This is a genomic window from Candidatus Nitrosopumilus sp. bin_32a, assembly GCF_054095935.1.
Genome location: NZ_JBSWSN010000002.1, coordinates 245617 through 259779, shown reverse-complemented (window position 1 = coordinate 259779; position 14163 = coordinate 245617). Strand labels below are relative to the sequence as shown.

General features: G+C 35.2%; 18 protein-coding genes and 1 tRNA gene. 11 read left to right on the top strand and 8 right to left on the bottom strand.

Annotated features, from left to right (window positions below; all coding sequences use genetic code 11):
* Positions 1-45 precede the first annotated feature (45 nt).
* A complete protein-coding gene (gene purN / locus ACW9XH_RS02580) occupies positions 46-663 on the top strand; it encodes a phosphoribosylglycinamide formyltransferase (protein WP_457759067.1) in 618 nt (205 codons plus the stop codon).
* Here purN and ACW9XH_RS02575 read toward each other — a convergent pair.
* Positions 660-986: a cupin domain-containing protein gene (locus ACW9XH_RS02575; RefSeq protein ID WP_457759066.1), complete on the bottom strand. Its 327-nt coding sequence runs from the start codon at positions 984-986 to the stop codon at positions 660-662. The genes purN and ACW9XH_RS02575 overlap by 4 nt on opposite strands.
* Positions 983-1267: an antibiotic biosynthesis monooxygenase family protein gene (locus tag ACW9XH_RS02570; protein WP_457759100.1), complete on the bottom strand. Its 285-nt coding sequence runs from the start codon at positions 1265-1267 to the stop codon at positions 983-985. Before ACW9XH_RS02570 ends, ACW9XH_RS02575 begins: the two co-directional genes overlap by 4 nt.
* Positions 1268-1361: 94 nt before the next feature.
* Here ACW9XH_RS02570 and ACW9XH_RS02565 point away from each other — a divergent pair, with 94 nt between their 5' ends.
* Both ACW9XH_RS02565 and ACW9XH_RS02560 read left to right on the top strand, forming a co-directional pair.
* Positions 1362-2222 (top strand): bifunctional 5,10-methylenetetrahydrofolate dehydrogenase/5,10-methenyltetrahydrofolate cyclohydrolase, encoded by an 861-nt coding sequence (locus tag ACW9XH_RS02565; protein WP_457759065.1) that lies wholly within the window; start codon positions 1362-1364, stop codon positions 2220-2222.
* Positions 2215-2778, top strand: coding sequence for a 5-formyltetrahydrofolate cyclo-ligase (locus ACW9XH_RS02560; protein WP_457759064.1), 564 nt, complete (start codon positions 2215-2217; stop codon positions 2776-2778). Before ACW9XH_RS02565 ends, ACW9XH_RS02560 begins: the two co-directional genes overlap by 8 nt.
* Here the strand turns inward: ACW9XH_RS02560 and purD are convergent.
* On the bottom strand, positions 2769-4031 hold the full coding sequence (gene purD, locus ACW9XH_RS02555; protein ID WP_457759063.1) for a phosphoribosylamine--glycine ligase: 1263 nt from the start codon (positions 4029-4031) through the stop codon (positions 2769-2771). The two genes, ACW9XH_RS02560 and purD, sit on opposite strands and share 10 nt — an antisense overlap.
* A gap of 86 nt (positions 4032-4117) precedes the next feature.
* Here purD and ileS point away from each other — a divergent pair, with 86 nt between their 5' ends.
* From ileS to ACW9XH_RS02525, 6 genes are all read left to right on the top strand, one after another.
* Complete coding sequence (gene ileS / locus ACW9XH_RS02550) at positions 4118-7315, top strand: isoleucine--tRNA ligase (protein ID WP_457759062.1); 3198 nt, start codon at positions 4118-4120, stop codon at positions 7313-7315.
* A gap of 52 nt (positions 7316-7367) precedes the next feature.
* Complete coding sequence (gene dps / locus ACW9XH_RS02545; RefSeq protein ID WP_457759061.1) at positions 7368-7952, top strand: DNA protection during starvation protein; 585 nt, start codon at positions 7368-7370, stop codon at positions 7950-7952.
* A 114-nt stretch (positions 7953-8066) separates the two neighbouring features.
* Positions 8067-8396 carry a hypothetical protein gene (locus ACW9XH_RS02540; protein ID WP_457759060.1) on the top strand — a complete coding sequence of 110 codons (330 nt, stop codon included), beginning with the start codon at positions 8067-8069 and terminating at the stop codon, positions 8394-8396.
* A gap of 40 nt (positions 8397-8436) precedes the next feature.
* A complete protein-coding gene (locus ACW9XH_RS02535) occupies positions 8437-9543 on the top strand; it encodes a succinate--CoA ligase subunit beta (RefSeq protein WP_457759059.1) in 1107 nt (368 codons plus the stop codon).
* Positions 9540-10457, top strand: a complete 918-nt coding sequence (locus ACW9XH_RS02530; RefSeq protein ID WP_457759058.1) for a succinate--CoA ligase subunit alpha — start codon at positions 9540-9542, stop codon at positions 10455-10457. The genes ACW9XH_RS02535 and ACW9XH_RS02530 overlap by 4 nt, the downstream gene beginning before the upstream one ends.
* Before the next feature lie 30 nt (positions 10458-10487).
* Entirely contained in the window at positions 10488-10655 is a 168-nt protein-coding gene (locus tag ACW9XH_RS02525) for a 50S ribosomal protein L40e (RefSeq protein ID WP_457759057.1), read from the top strand.
* A gap of 2 nt (positions 10656-10657) precedes the next feature.
* Here the strand turns inward: ACW9XH_RS02525 and ACW9XH_RS02520 are convergent, their stop codons facing one another.
* Entirely contained in the window at positions 10658-10906 is a 249-nt protein-coding gene (locus ACW9XH_RS02520) for a hypothetical protein (protein WP_457759056.1), read from the bottom strand.
* A gap of 95 nt (positions 10907-11001) precedes the next feature.
* On the opposite strand from ACW9XH_RS02520, the gene ACW9XH_RS02515 reads away from it, so the two are divergent.
* Positions 11002-11099, top strand: a tRNA-Val gene (locus ACW9XH_RS02515).
* Between the two features lie 6 nt (positions 11100-11105).
* Here the strand turns inward: ACW9XH_RS02515 and ACW9XH_RS02510 are convergent.
* Positions 11106-11768, bottom strand: coding sequence for a zinc-ribbon domain-containing protein (locus tag ACW9XH_RS02510; protein WP_457759055.1), 663 nt, complete (start codon positions 11766-11768; stop codon positions 11106-11108).
* 152 nt (positions 11769-11920) lie between these two features.
* Here ACW9XH_RS02510 and ACW9XH_RS02505 point away from each other — a divergent pair, with 152 nt between their 5' ends.
* Positions 11921-12112 (top strand): hypothetical protein, encoded by a 192-nt coding sequence (locus ACW9XH_RS02505; RefSeq protein WP_457759054.1) that lies wholly within the window; start codon positions 11921-11923, stop codon positions 12110-12112.
* Between the two features lie 607 nt (positions 12113-12719).
* On the opposite strand, the gene ACW9XH_RS02500 is transcribed toward ACW9XH_RS02505, so the two are convergent.
* The 3 genes from ACW9XH_RS02500 to ACW9XH_RS02490 form a co-directional block, all read right to left on the bottom strand.
* Complete coding sequence (locus ACW9XH_RS02500; RefSeq protein ID WP_457759053.1) at positions 12720-12893, bottom strand: hypothetical protein; 174 nt, start codon at positions 12891-12893, stop codon at positions 12720-12722.
* A 137-nt stretch (positions 12894-13030) separates the two neighbouring features.
* Positions 13031-13204: a hypothetical protein gene (locus tag ACW9XH_RS02495; protein WP_457759052.1), complete on the bottom strand. Its 174-nt coding sequence runs from the start codon at positions 13202-13204 to the stop codon at positions 13031-13033.
* Positions 13201-14049: a TrmB family transcriptional regulator gene (locus ACW9XH_RS02490; protein ID WP_457759051.1), complete on the bottom strand. Its 849-nt coding sequence runs from the start codon at positions 14047-14049 to the stop codon at positions 13201-13203. The genes ACW9XH_RS02495 and ACW9XH_RS02490 overlap by 4 nt, the downstream gene beginning before the upstream one ends.
* Positions 14050-14163 lie beyond the last annotated feature (114 nt).

Below are 14163 nucleotides of genomic sequence, written 5' to 3'. Positions count from 1 at the left end.
AGTTGGATTTGATATAAATTGCAGGTTTGATCAACTATTGACTAGTTGCTAAATCTAGGAATTCTAATATCAGGACGCGGGAGCAACATGGAATCCATCCTAAAGGCAATTAAGAAAAAAAAAATTCCAATTAATCCTGCAATAGTAATTTCCAACAAACATGATGCCAAAGGTCTAGAGATTGCTAAAAAACTAGGAGTTGTGATTGAAATAGTTGAAAGTAAAGGATTCAAAGGAACCAGAGCAGAATACGATAAAGAAATCATTAAAATTCTAACAAAACATGGAGTTACACCAAAGAATGGTCTTGTATGTCTTGCAGGATTCATGAGAATTATAAGTCCAGAATTTGTAAAAAAATATAAAAATAGAATAATCAACATTCATCCAGCTTTACTTCCAGCATTTCCAGGGTTAAATTCTCAAAAACAGGCACTAGAATACGGAGCCAAAGTATCAGGATGCTCAGTTCATTTTGTAGATTCCGGAATGGACACAGGTCCAGTAATCATCCAAGCAGTAGTCAAAATAGATGAAAAAGACACAGAAGAGTCATTATCAAAAAGAATTCTAAAAGAGGAGCACAGAATTTATCCAGAAGCAGTTAATCTTTTTGCTAGAAAAAAAATCAGAGTTTCGGGTAGAAGAACAGTCATCAGTTAAGAGTCAGGACCGCCAAAAAAATACAAAACTTTTAGTTCCTTCTTGTTTCCATGGAAAAAATGCTCTACATCTTTTGCAACAAAAAATAATTTATCTTTAGATACTTTGTAATCCTTGTCTTTAATTTTTAAAAATCCATCACCTGAAATGACATAATATACCTCGTCACTATCATGAGGTGTTTGTGTGTCTTCTTCTCCAGGATTAAGGACTAGAATGCCAGCAGCTAAACTATCCTTGTTGATGAAAGTATGAAAATACGAATCATTATTTTTTATTTTTTCGAGATATGTGTCTAAATCATATTCTAGTTTCAATATCACTCAGCAGCTACTGTGTATGTTTTTCTTTGAGGATCAGCACTCATGAAAGAATGTCCAGTAGGATGAATTTTTTCATGTTCAGGACTTTGGTGCATTTTGACAAAAGTCTCCTTACTTTCATGTTCCACAAGAATTCTATAACTGCCATCAGACGATTTTAAGAATTTTCTTGAGATAAATCCAGGGAAATTACATAAAACTTTGTTTGATTCAGCAAACCAACTTTTGAAATCTTCTTCAGCACCATCTTTCAATTGAATATCTGCAATCATTACAAACATGATATGACTAGAAAAACAACCACTTAATTTCTTTTCCGTGATTTTCATACTTTGAATTCCAAGGATTAAATATCAATAAATCAAAAAACAGTTCATGGCAGGAGTTAGAATTGACGGTAAAGTTATTGCCCAATCAGTCAAAGACAGAGTCAAGAAAGCAGCAGAGGAACTAAAAAATCAAGGGATTTCACCTTGTCTAGCCACAGTCTTGATTGGAGATAACCCAGCTTCTGCCACATATGTAAAAAACAAACACAAAGCATGTGAAGAAGTTGGAATTGCAACAAAGGATTACAAACTCGATGTAAATACAACCCAATCAGAATTAAGTAAAATTATTGATGATCTAAATGCAGATAAATCAGTTCACGGTATTTTGGTTCAGCTTCCATTACCAAAACAATTAGACGAATTTACAACAACCTCAAGGATATCGCCACTAAAAGATGTAGACGGTTTAACACCTCATAATGCAGGATTGCTTGCGATGAAAAAAGCTGCATTGGTTGCATGTACCCCATCAGGAGTAATGGAGATGTTTGACTATCATAAAATTGATTTGGAAGGAAAAAACATCGTATTGATTAACAGGAGTAATCTAGTAGGAAAGCCACTATATCATTTGTTATTGGAAAAAAATGCCACCGTATTGACATGCCACTCTAAAACTAAAAATTTAACTGAATTATGTCAAGCAGCAGATATCATCATCACTGCAGTTGGCGATAGAAACAAATTCACATTAACACCAGATATGATCAAAGAAGGAGCAATTGTAATTGACGTTGCAATATCAAGATTTCAAGAAAAATTAGTAGGAGATTCCGATTATGACAAGATAATTCAGAAAGCATCGTTTGCAACACCAGTTCCAGGAGGGGTTGGACCAATGACAGTTGCAATGCTATTAAAAAATACAATCACGGCAGCATCATTGAGTAGTCAAATTGGATAACAATCCCGAAAAAGAATCATTGCGAAATCGTCTTTTGGAAACAAGAGATAACACATCTCACGATTTGTTAAAAATTGCAAGTCAGAATATTCAGAAAAGATTAAAAAAAATCCATGCATTCAAAAACGCTCAGAAAATTGGAGCATACTATCCAATTGGAAGTGAGATGTTCACGCAAGATATAATCCAAGAATTACTTAGTGAGGGAAAAGAGGTTTACCTGCCCAAAGTTACGGGTAAAACCATGGAATTTAGAAAAATTATCAATTTTTCAAGCCTAGAACAAGGTAGTTTTGACATTATGGAGCCAAAAGAAGATTGCCCAGTAGATAACAATTTAGATGTCATTTTAGTACCAACAGTAGGAATAGATCTTAGCGGAGTTAGACTAGGTTACGGATATGGGTTCTATGACAAATTTTTAACAGAAAATAAAACTACAACAATTTCCCTCACATTGGAAAAACAGATAATCAAAAAAATTCCAAAATCAGAACACGATGTTTTAATTGATTGGATTGTCACTGAAGATAAAATGATACAAACTCAAAGATAAGCAAGTCCTTTTTGACCAATGTCCTTGCGATTGTATTTTTGAGACCAAATAATTTTTTCAGTTGCAGCATAGACGTTTGCTATTGCAGATTCTAAATTATCACCTAATGCAGTTACACCCAATACACGTCCGCCATTTGAAAGAATCTTGTCTCCAGATTTTTTTGTGCCAGCATGAAAAACAACTGCCCCATTAGTAATAGAATCAAATCCAGATATTTCATCATCTTTTGAATAATCTTCAGGATATCCCTTTGATGCTAACACAACACAAACTGCAGATTGTGGTTTCCAAACAGCTGGAGGCAAAGAAGACAAGGTTCCATCAACACTTGCTACAAAATAATCATACAAGTCAAAATCCATCCTCATGGTGATGGGTTGGCACTCAGGATCACCCATTCGTACATTATATTCTAGAACAAAGGGCCTACCATCCTTGATCATAATTCCCGCATACAAAAATCCCTTGAACAAAATTCCTTCTTTTTTCATTGCATGAATGGTTTTCTCAATGACTTCTTCTTGAATTATTTTCGATAGATTATCATCAATAACAGGCGTTGGAGAATAAGCACCCATCCCTCCAGTATTAGGACCCTCATCGTTATCGAAAATCCTCTTGTGATCCTGACTGGAAGCCATAGGGATAGCCACATCCCCATCTGAAAGGGCAATGTACGATGCCTCAATCCCATCAATTCTCTCCTCAATAATTATTCTATTTCCTGCATCACCAAAAGTCTTCTTTACCAAAATTGTCTGAATCGCAGAAATTGCATCCTCATTACTATTACAAACAATCACTCCTTTTCCGGCAGCAAGACCGTCTGCTTTTACAACCACATTGTAATCAAGAGATCTCACATATTCCTGAGCTTTTTGAGCATCATCAAATATCTCAAAACGAGCAGTAGGAATTTCATTTCGTTTCATGAAATCTTTTGCCCAAATCTTACTTGATTCAAGCTGAGCAGCTTGCTGAGTGGGTCCAAAAATTTTGAGGTTTAGTTTGTTAAATTTATCGACAATTCCTGCAGCTAGTGGATCTTCAGGTCCAACCACAGTAAAACAATTATTTTTTTGAGCAAAATCAGCCAACCCATCTAAGTCATTTGCATTTATTGGAACATTGTTTTGCGTGCCACCATTTCCAGGAGCAGTAAAAACGGTTTCAACTTTACTGCTTTGAGATAATTTCCAAGATAAAGCGTGTTCTCGTCCACCAGAACCAATCACTAAGACATTTACCAACAAAAATTATCTTTTTCCCAATTATATAATCCAAGTCTCAACAAATCAATTTAGCTTTATAATGCCACAAACATACCAAAATTCAGATGGAACTTTCCACAAAATTTGATGCCAAAGCAATCGAAGATCAAGTCAAAGAATACATCAAATCTATTGACTTGGAAAAACAAATTTTTGCATCAGATGAACGTGAAAAAATTCGATTCATCGAAGGCCCACCAACAATGAATGGAATTCCACATGCAGGTCATCTAAGAGGCAGAGTAATCAAAGATTTGTGGTATAGATTCAACACATTACAAGGAAAAAAAATTGAATTTAATGGAGGATGGGACACGCAAGGGCTTCCAGTGGAATTACAAGTTGAAAAAGAATTAGGAGTCACAGGAGGAAAAAGTGAAGCCATCAAAGAGTTCGGGGTTGAAAGAATTGTTTCAGAATGCAAAAAAGTTGTAGAGAAATTCAACAAAACATGGGTTGAAGTAGATGAGATGCTTGGAATGTCATTTAATCATAAAAAAGCATATTGGACTTTTAGAGATGAATTTATTGAAAGAGAATGGCAAGTGCTAAAAAAAGCATATGAAAATAAAATTTTGGAAGAAGACTTTACCGTAATTGCATATTGCCCAAGTTGTCAAACGTCACTTAGTCATGCAGAAGTGAATCAAGGATACGAAGAAGTCAAAGACCCGTCACTATACTATAAAGTCAAACTAGTAGATGAAGATGCATTCCTGATAGTTTGGACTACAATGCCATTTACACTAGTTACTGATGCAATGGTAGGATTACATCCTGAAGAAGACTATGCATATGTCAAAGTGGAAAATGAGACTTGGATCATTGGAAAAACAAGACTAGAGGAGTTCATGGTAGATGTTAAAATTGAAGACTATAAAATTGAGAAAACTGCAAAAGGCTCAGAATTTGAAGGGAAAAAATACATCCACCCATTACTACATTTAATTCCAGAACTAAAAGAAATTTCAAAACTAGATAACTATCATGTTGCAGTATCAGAGACATTTGTGGATGCTAGCACAGGAAGCGGTCTGGTCCATCTATCACCTGCAAATGGTGAGGAAGATATCAAAATTGCAAATAAACGTAAAGTCAAAATTTTCAGCCCAATTGATGACGAGGTAAAATTTACTGAAAAAGCTGGAAAATATCAAGGGATGTTTGTCAGAGATGCAGACAGACCAATAGTCGAGGATCTAAAAGAGTGCAATGCCCTAGTAAAAATTGGTAAAATCAAACACAAGTACCCATTATGTTGGAGATCACACCATCCAATCGTCTGGCTTGCAAGGAGAGGATGGTTTTACAAATTAGACAGATTAGACAGCAAGGCAATCGATGCAGCACAAAGTGTAGAATACTTTTTTGAACAACCAAAAAACAGATTTCTTGGAATTATCAAAGAGAGACACCCGTGGTGTATTTCCAGGGAAAGAATTTGGGGCTGCCCTCTACCAGTTTGGAATTGTGAAGATTGTGGTGAAAAAAATTGGTTCTTTACAAGAAAAGACATTGTGGATTCAGCAGACAAGTTGCCTGACGGTCCAAACTTTGAATTACACAGACCATGGATTGATAACATTGCAATAAAATGTAAAAAGTGCAACGGCGTCAATACAAAAAGAGAAGAATACGTTTTAGATACTTGGCACAACAGTGGTTCTGCACCATATTCATCATTAACTGATGAAGAATATGCCAATGAAATTCCCGCACCCTTTTTCACAGAAGGCATTGATCAAACTAGAGGCTGGGCATACACATTACTTATTGAAAATGTAATTTTAAACAATGCTGCAACCCCACCTTACAAAGCATTTTTGTTTCAAGGACACGTGCTAGATGAAAACGGAGGCAAAATGAGTAAAAGTAAAGGCAACGTCCTAGAAGGGGCAGAATTGCTTCAAAAATATCCAGTCGACCTGATTAGATTCTATTTCATGTGGAAAGCAAGTCCAATAGAGCCACTGAGTTTCAGTACAGATGAATTAATGTCAAGACCATATCAGGTGATCAATACGCTATTCAATCTTCATCTGTACTTTCAACAGAACAGTCAATATGATAATTTTGATCAAACAAACACAATAGAATGGGCAAAGCAAAACAATTTACTCACATCACCTGACATCTGGCTATTATCAAAACTCCAAAAATTAATTCAAATTCTAACTGAGAAAAATGAATCATGTAAATTCCACGAAGGGGCAAAAGCAATAGATGATTTCATAATCAACAACCTCAGTCAAATTTACATCCCAATCACCAGAGGGGAATTATGGGATGAGGATGAAGAGAAGAAAAACAGAAGATTGTCAATATATGCAGTTCTAAGTGAAGTTCTAAAAACATTAGATATTTTGATTCATCCATTTTGTCCATTTACAAGTGAACATCTTTACCAATCAATATTTCATGAAAAACAAAGCATCCTACTTGACAAGTGGCCAACGTATCAAAAAGATTTAGTCAATGAGGAAATTGAAGAGTCATTTGACATAATGAAAGACATCGTATCCATTTCATCAGCTGCAAGAATGAAAGGGAAGCTAAAAAGAAGATGGCCATTAAATGAAGCACAAATTTGTGTCAAGAAAGGACAGAAAAATAAACTGGAATCATTATCAGAACTATTACAATCTCAACTCAACGTTGAAAAATTTACAATTACCGAAACAGAAAAAGAATCAGGGCTGGAGCAAATCCTAGAACTAAAACAATTAGGATTACCAGTTAAAGGCGTAGTTGAATTAGAAAGAAAAAGAATTGGGCCAAAAGCAAAACAACACATGGGAAAACTCGTTTCCACATTTAATGAAACCAATCCAGATAAAATAATTTCATCATTGCAAAAAGATTCAAAATATGATTTCAACATAGATGGAGAATTGATCTCATTAGATAAGGAAGATTTCATCATAGACTTTGATGCAAGTGAAAATTTTGCAGTTGCAAAAAGAGACAGCTACACTGTAATTATTTCTACATCTAGAAACAAAGAGATGATGGCAAAAGGATTGGTAAAAGACATTGCAAGAAGACTTCAAACACTTAGAAAAGAAAGAGGATACACCCCAACAGACATTTTAGATGTTGCATCAATTTTAGAATTAGATGAAGAATCCCTTGAAATGATGAAAGAGAAAGCTGATGAATTGGCATTTTTGGTCAGAGTAAAAAAAGTCAACTTTACAGAATCATGTAAAGAATACAAGGAAGACGACATTGATGGCCAAAAAATCAAGATTTCAGTAGAATAGGTTTTGAAAATTAATGCAATATTTTTATTACATTTAGAAATCCCATAAACAAATGTCCGAATCAACCCCAAATGTTGTTGGAATTAACGTTCTAAAACAAAACGGCCTAGATGTGGATGAATTGTTAAAGGAATTAATCAAAAATGCAGCAGTCGAATTTACTGCATACTATTACTTTACCAACCTCAGAGCACATTGTACAGGCATGGAAGGCGAAGGATTGAAAGGAATTATCGAAGATGCAAGATTAGAAGATCTTAGCCATTTTGAATCATGTCTTGAGAGAATCTACCAGTTAGGTGGGATTCTTCCAAATGATGCAACAGAATTTATCAAAATGTCTGGATGTGAATTCTTACAACTTCCCGCAAATCCAACAGATCATAAAGCAATTCTAGAAAAATGTCTCAAAGCAGAACAGGGTGCAATTGTCAACTGGAATAAAATATGCCAAATGACATTAGGAAAAGATCCTGCCACATATGATATTGCAAAAGATATCCTAGCTGAAGAGATCGAGCATGAGTCTTGGTTCCTAGAACTAATCTATGGAAGACCATCTGGACACATGAGAAGAAAGTATTCAGGTGAAAGACCACATACAAAAAAACATTCTAGAGCACTAGATATGGCCTAAGTGCCAAATCATTTTCTTTATTTTGATTTCATAATTAAAGTGACTTTATACACGACAAGTTGTGAAGATGCGTTGTTTTATCACGGTTAAATATAAAAATCACATATTGATTATATGGTAAAACAGATTAGTCTGGATACGTGGCAAATTCAGCAGTTATCAGATCTGTTAGAAAGAGGCTCAAACATTGTTGCAAAAACAAACAGGCCAATTGTATTGTATAGACAAACACTTGAAGAAGAGGAAGAATCCTATGAAGAGATTGTATGCACACTTACCAAAGGATACGTAATTGAACAAATGGTCACATCAGGAGGAATTCTAGTTCCAAGTTTTCATCAACAATTTGTATTTACAATTGAAGAATACCCTCAGGAATTATTACGAAAAAGTAAAGATCGATTTTTAGAAATGATTGATTTTCTAGATGAGCAATTGAAATAGAGTCATAGTTAATAAAGACCGTAAATTGCATGATTTTTGCATGCAGTTACTAGAATTTCAGGCCAAAGAATTATTTCGAGAGTATGGAATTAATCTACTTGAAAGCATTTCATCTACAAATATTGAGGATGGTCGAAAACATGCAAAAGAATTAGGATATCCATTTGTAATTAAAATTCAGGTGCCTGTCGGAGGAAGAGGAAAGGCAGGAGGCATTCAAAAATGTCAAAACGATGACGAATTTGAGCTAAAATACCCACAAGTTATGGATTTGACAATCAAAGGTGAAAAGGCAAGAGCAATTTTACTTGAAAAAATGGCAGATATTAAAAAAGAATTGTATCTTTCAATATTTTTGAACCGTTCAAAGAGATGCTATACAATTATTGCATCAGCTGAGGGCGGCGTAGAAATTGAATCTGTAAAAAATCAAATCATCAAAGAAGTTGGATTAGGAGATGTTTCAGAGGAATTAGCAAAAGAAGTTGCAAAAGAAATGGAACTCGAAGGAAAAACTGCCGAGCAATTTGCAGACACTTTGAGAAAATTATCAAAATTAACAATTGAAAAAGAAGCAGAACTTGTAGAAATCAACCCACTTGCAATCATGCAAGACGATTCAATCATGGCACTAGATGGCAAATTTGTAACAGACGATAATAGCAATTTCAGACATCCAGAATTACAAAAATATCAAGAAAAAACAGCTATTGAAGAACAAGCTGAAAAAAGTGGATTTTCACTAGTAGAGCTTGACGGAGATATTGCAGTTGTAGGCAATGGTGCAGGTCTTGTAATGTCAACATTAGATATGTTATCAGATAACGGAGGAAAGCCGGCATGTTTCTTAGATGTAGGGGGCGGTGCAACAACAGAATCAGTTTATGAAGCTCTAACTCTAATCAGCAGATTGCCAAGAGTGAAAGGAATTCTTGTAAACCTATACGGTGGAATTGTAAAAACTACAGTTGTTGCAGAAGCATTTCTTAAAGCATATGAAAATAATCTAATCGACTTGCCAGTATTTTCAAGACTAAAAGGTACTGAATCAGAAAAAGCAAAAGAAATGTTACAAGGTTCTAGAACCAACATATTTGATTCCGTAGAAGAGGCAATTAATGCAGCAGTTATGGGGATAAAAAAATGACAGACATCTTTGACATACTAAAAGGAAAACCAGGAGATTCAGATTATGAAAATAAAGGAGTGATTGTCCAAGGAATTACTGGCGCATATGGATCACTGCATGCAAAACAAATGATTGCATATGGAACCAATGTTGTTGCAGGCGTCACTCCAGGTAAGGGAGGACAAAAATTTGAAGACAAGGTTCCAATTTACAATACAATGCAAGAGGCAATAGATGCAACCAATGCAAAAATTTCAATAGTTTTTGTTCCAGCAAAATTCTTCTTATCAGCTGCTAAAGAGGCATTAGAATCAGGAATCAAATTGCTAGTAGCTATTCCAGAGCATGTCCCAATCAGAGACACGATGGAAGCATTGGATTTGGCAAACAAAAAAGGAGCAACCATAATCGGACCAAATACTCCAGGAATAATGATTCCAGAATTAATCAAAATAGGAATCATGCCACCAATGCCATTCAAAGCAGGAAAAATCGCAGTACTTTCAAAAAGCGGAACTTTACTCTATGAAATTTCAGATGCATTAACAAATTCAGGATTTGGTCAATCAATTACAATTGGAATTGGAGGAGATCCAGTTAACGGAACAAGATTGATTGATGCATTTGAAATGGTAAAAGACATTCCAGATATGGAAGGCTTGGTGATAGTAGGGGAAATCGGAGGAGACTCTGAAGAAATTTTGGCTCAAAGAATTATCGACAGTGGGTTCAACAAACCAACTGTAGCATACATTGCAGGAAGGGCAGCACCTAAAGAAAAGAGAATGGGTCATGCAGGGGCAATAGTAATGGGAAATTACGGTTCAGCAGAATCCAAAGTTTCAATGTTTAACAAAGCAAACATTCCAGTAGCAAAAAGACCTGCAGAAGTACCAGTATTATTAGCAGGAAAAATGCAAAAATCCGATTAGAATAAAAGAGAGAGATAAAGGAGAAAATTAATGCCTATTACAGACCCAGAAAAGAAACGAATTGCACAACAAGCACGTCTTGTAATGAGAATTTGCTTCAAATGTGGGGCTAGAAATGACATTGATGCTACACGATGCAGAAAATGTAGAAATCCATACTTGAGATTAAAGAACAGAAATCTCGGGGTCAAGAAATAGAATTAAGAAATCATCAATCTTTGCCTATAATTTACAATTGCAGATTTTAATTCATTATTGTATTGTTTGACAAAGGGTTTTGCATCTTCAGGACTATCCAACTCTTCAAAAGCAATCTGTAGATCCTCAGGGAGTTGATCATTCATCTGATACAAAACCTTGGCAGCTTCCACATATTGTCCTAAATTATCAGCATATTCAAAGGCCAATTTCATCCGGTCAATTAATGCGTCAAATTCTTGCAGAGACATGAAGAATATTTCGAAAATTAGCAATAAAGGTCCAAGGTAATTGTAACATAATCAGATAGCAAAGACAAAAAAACTCCTTTCAGATTAATCTAGTTGGACCGGTCGTCTAGTTTGGTTTGGATGACGCACTCACACTGCGTAAGGAATTAACTTCCCGCAAAGGTCGTGGGTTCAAATCCCATCCGGTCCACCATTTCATTTATCCAAGAATGCATGAATTGGATTCAGAGTCAAATACAGTTCCAGGACCACATTTTGAATCAGTTTCGGATGTTTTTACAATACCGACTCGGCATGCATTTGTATCAGGATCAAGAACAGTACCAGGACCACATTTTGAATCAAATTCACCATAGAAAATATCCTCATCTTCAATCACAGATGTAGAAATTGTGCCAGATGATGAATCCAGGGCATTGTCAAAATACCCTAGAGAATATCCAGCTCCAAGTATTATCAATATTAAAACAGGAATTCCAATAATTATTGGGATTTTTAGTGGGATTGATGTTGTAAAACTTTTAGAGGCTATAACGGATTTTGGAGTCGAACCAACTTCAAAAATAGAAGTGCCGCAAATCATGCAAAAATTAGCACCCAATGGACCTTTTTTTCCACATTTCCAACAGTGGATAGTTTCTTTGTTTTCAGGTTCATTTTCAAAAACAATATCATCGGTTTGTACGTCAGAAGTATGCTGAATCAGATATTTTTCTCGCATTCGTTTTAGATAATTCTCATCAGTAATCCAGATTGTTTTGTTTTGAATGAATGTTTGTTTGATATGCTCCAATCTGTACGAATCACCAACACCGAGTTTCAACAAGGCGTTTACTTCATCTACAACATCTTTGGAATCCATATTATTTCCAATATACCATATGTCATTAAAAACCAATTGAAGAATGAGATCAAAAATCAGACTAAATTATGGGCAAAAATGTCCAAAATTACCAAAAACCCAGCAGTGTAAAACGATAGTAATTATTAAAATCTAGAAAACAAACAAAGCCTGTGAACGTTTCCCAAATAAGGTTTGAAGTTGAAACATCAAAAGAAGTTCTATTACAGACAATTCTAAAAAACAAAGAAAATTTAGATATGAATTTGATTGCAATTGCAATCAAAGATTATGTTAAAAATTACAACAAATACGATGTTGAAAAAAAGAGACTGCTTGATTTTATCTCAGAATCTAAAAATTAGATCATCAGACCAGAGCAGCTAAAAGTTGTGTATGGCTAGTATCATTTCTGAAACACTCATCCAGTCTAAATTGAAGCATTTTCAAATGACACTCAACTGAGCAACAACCCTTATGACCCACATAGAATGGCTTTACGCAAACTTTGCAGGCGTTCAAGTGGACATACCCCTTGTTTGCTGTTTAATCTTCATGATGACATCGCTTGTCATTTTAAGTAGTTCCTCCATTTGAGGGTCTTGAACAAATTGTAAGGTCAAATGCAATACCCCTTTGTTTGATGTTTAATTTTCAACAGGACTTTATTTGTCATCTGTAAGAGATTTGCCATTTCAGAATCTAAAACAAGGTCTGAATTGCAATCAAACATTATGGTTTGTTGTGTTGTATTCATCTTTCTTCATTATACTATTAGTTACAATGAATATAACAAAGGATTTCGATTAGGCATGAATTAAGTATCGATGGTATCGAACCTCATGAATTTAGTGAATACTTTGAGATTCTAACAAGAATACTCTGAAAGATCATTATCAATTTCAGATTTCTCATCCAAAATATCCAGATGAAACAATATGGAATTTCGATTACTTGATTTTAAATTTGAAATCATGCTGAAATTTCAGATAATGGTTCAACAGATTTAATAAATTCATCAGAACCAAAATGTCTTTTTTCAAAGCATTGTCCACATACAAGCCAAACAGGACAGTAATCATGGCCTGGAGCAGGTTTGTAGGTTACTTTGAGTGTTGGTTCGTGTCTATCCTCGCAAAGATTCATCGTCAATCTCCTTTGATAGTTGTTCTACCTGTCCAGTTAGAAGTAAGTAGAATTTCCTCATAGCACTTACCAAGATATCTCATCAGATAGTTGCTCTACCTGTCCAGTTAGAAGTAAGTAGAATTGTCTTAGAAAGTTCAGTAGGATAACCCCCTTGCTTGATTTTTAATTTTTGATACCACATCAGATGTCATTTTAATCAAATGTTCAACCTCAAGATCATCGAGATGTTCTCTGCCTTCATCAATGGAATGCTGGGCAATAAATGAGACTTCGTTTTGCAGGCTCTCAAGAGCCAGAATAGTGCTCAATATAGCACGTCTCCTTTTTCCCAGGACAGCTCAAATAATGAACTCATCATATCTACTAGAGTTTCCGAATCAGACCACCATGCAAAGACTTGTCTGGTTGGATGGGTTGCATTGCGCATAAAGATAAGAACCTCTTTTTTGTCATTTACAATGAAGCACTTGTTTTCAGAGTTGGATGGCATTGCTCTGATTGAATCAGAATTCATTTCAGATAGAAATTCAGGAGTTTTGTTTAGTGGTGAAACTACCATTTTGAGATTGCTTGGTGAAGTTTCAATCCAATCAAATACATCTGAATGATACATCCTAAGCAAATCAGAAACGGTTCCATAGATTTTGATCTCTTCAGAACTGGTTCCAACCATGTCCTTGATTTTGTTTGTGATCGGGCCAGTTCCATGCAATAATTGCATTTTTTCAGATTTTGATTCGTCTGTCTCTACTGCAAAAAACGGAATCTCTTTCCACATCTCAGAGAGTGATTCTTCCTTGTTTGCAAGAACGTCGATTCTATCTTGTTCTTGTTTGACCAAGGTAGCTACTGCTTCTCTCATATCCATTGCAGTGTATTTTGTTGGATGTGACAGTTCTGCCACTACCAGACCCATATTTTGGAGGGAATTCACCAGATGATATGTCTCAGTTCTAGGCAATTGCAGTGCTTTTGCAATCTCAGAAGCAGTCTTCGATCCATACTTGCCGAGATAGATAAACACCTTAGCCTGGCTTTTTGTCAGGCCAAAATTGATTAGTTCGTTTTTAATTTTTTCAAGAGTGAGTTTATGCTTGTACATTGCAGTGTCTGATTCGTTATCAAACAGATTGATTTGATTACTAGAATTCATTTGAAATTCTCCTGAGATTTGAGTTTGATTTTCATCATCACATTGTTTGTCATTTTTAAGAGATGGTCAATTGAAGGATCATCTGGAAATTGTATGGTCATTGGTAAATCTCCT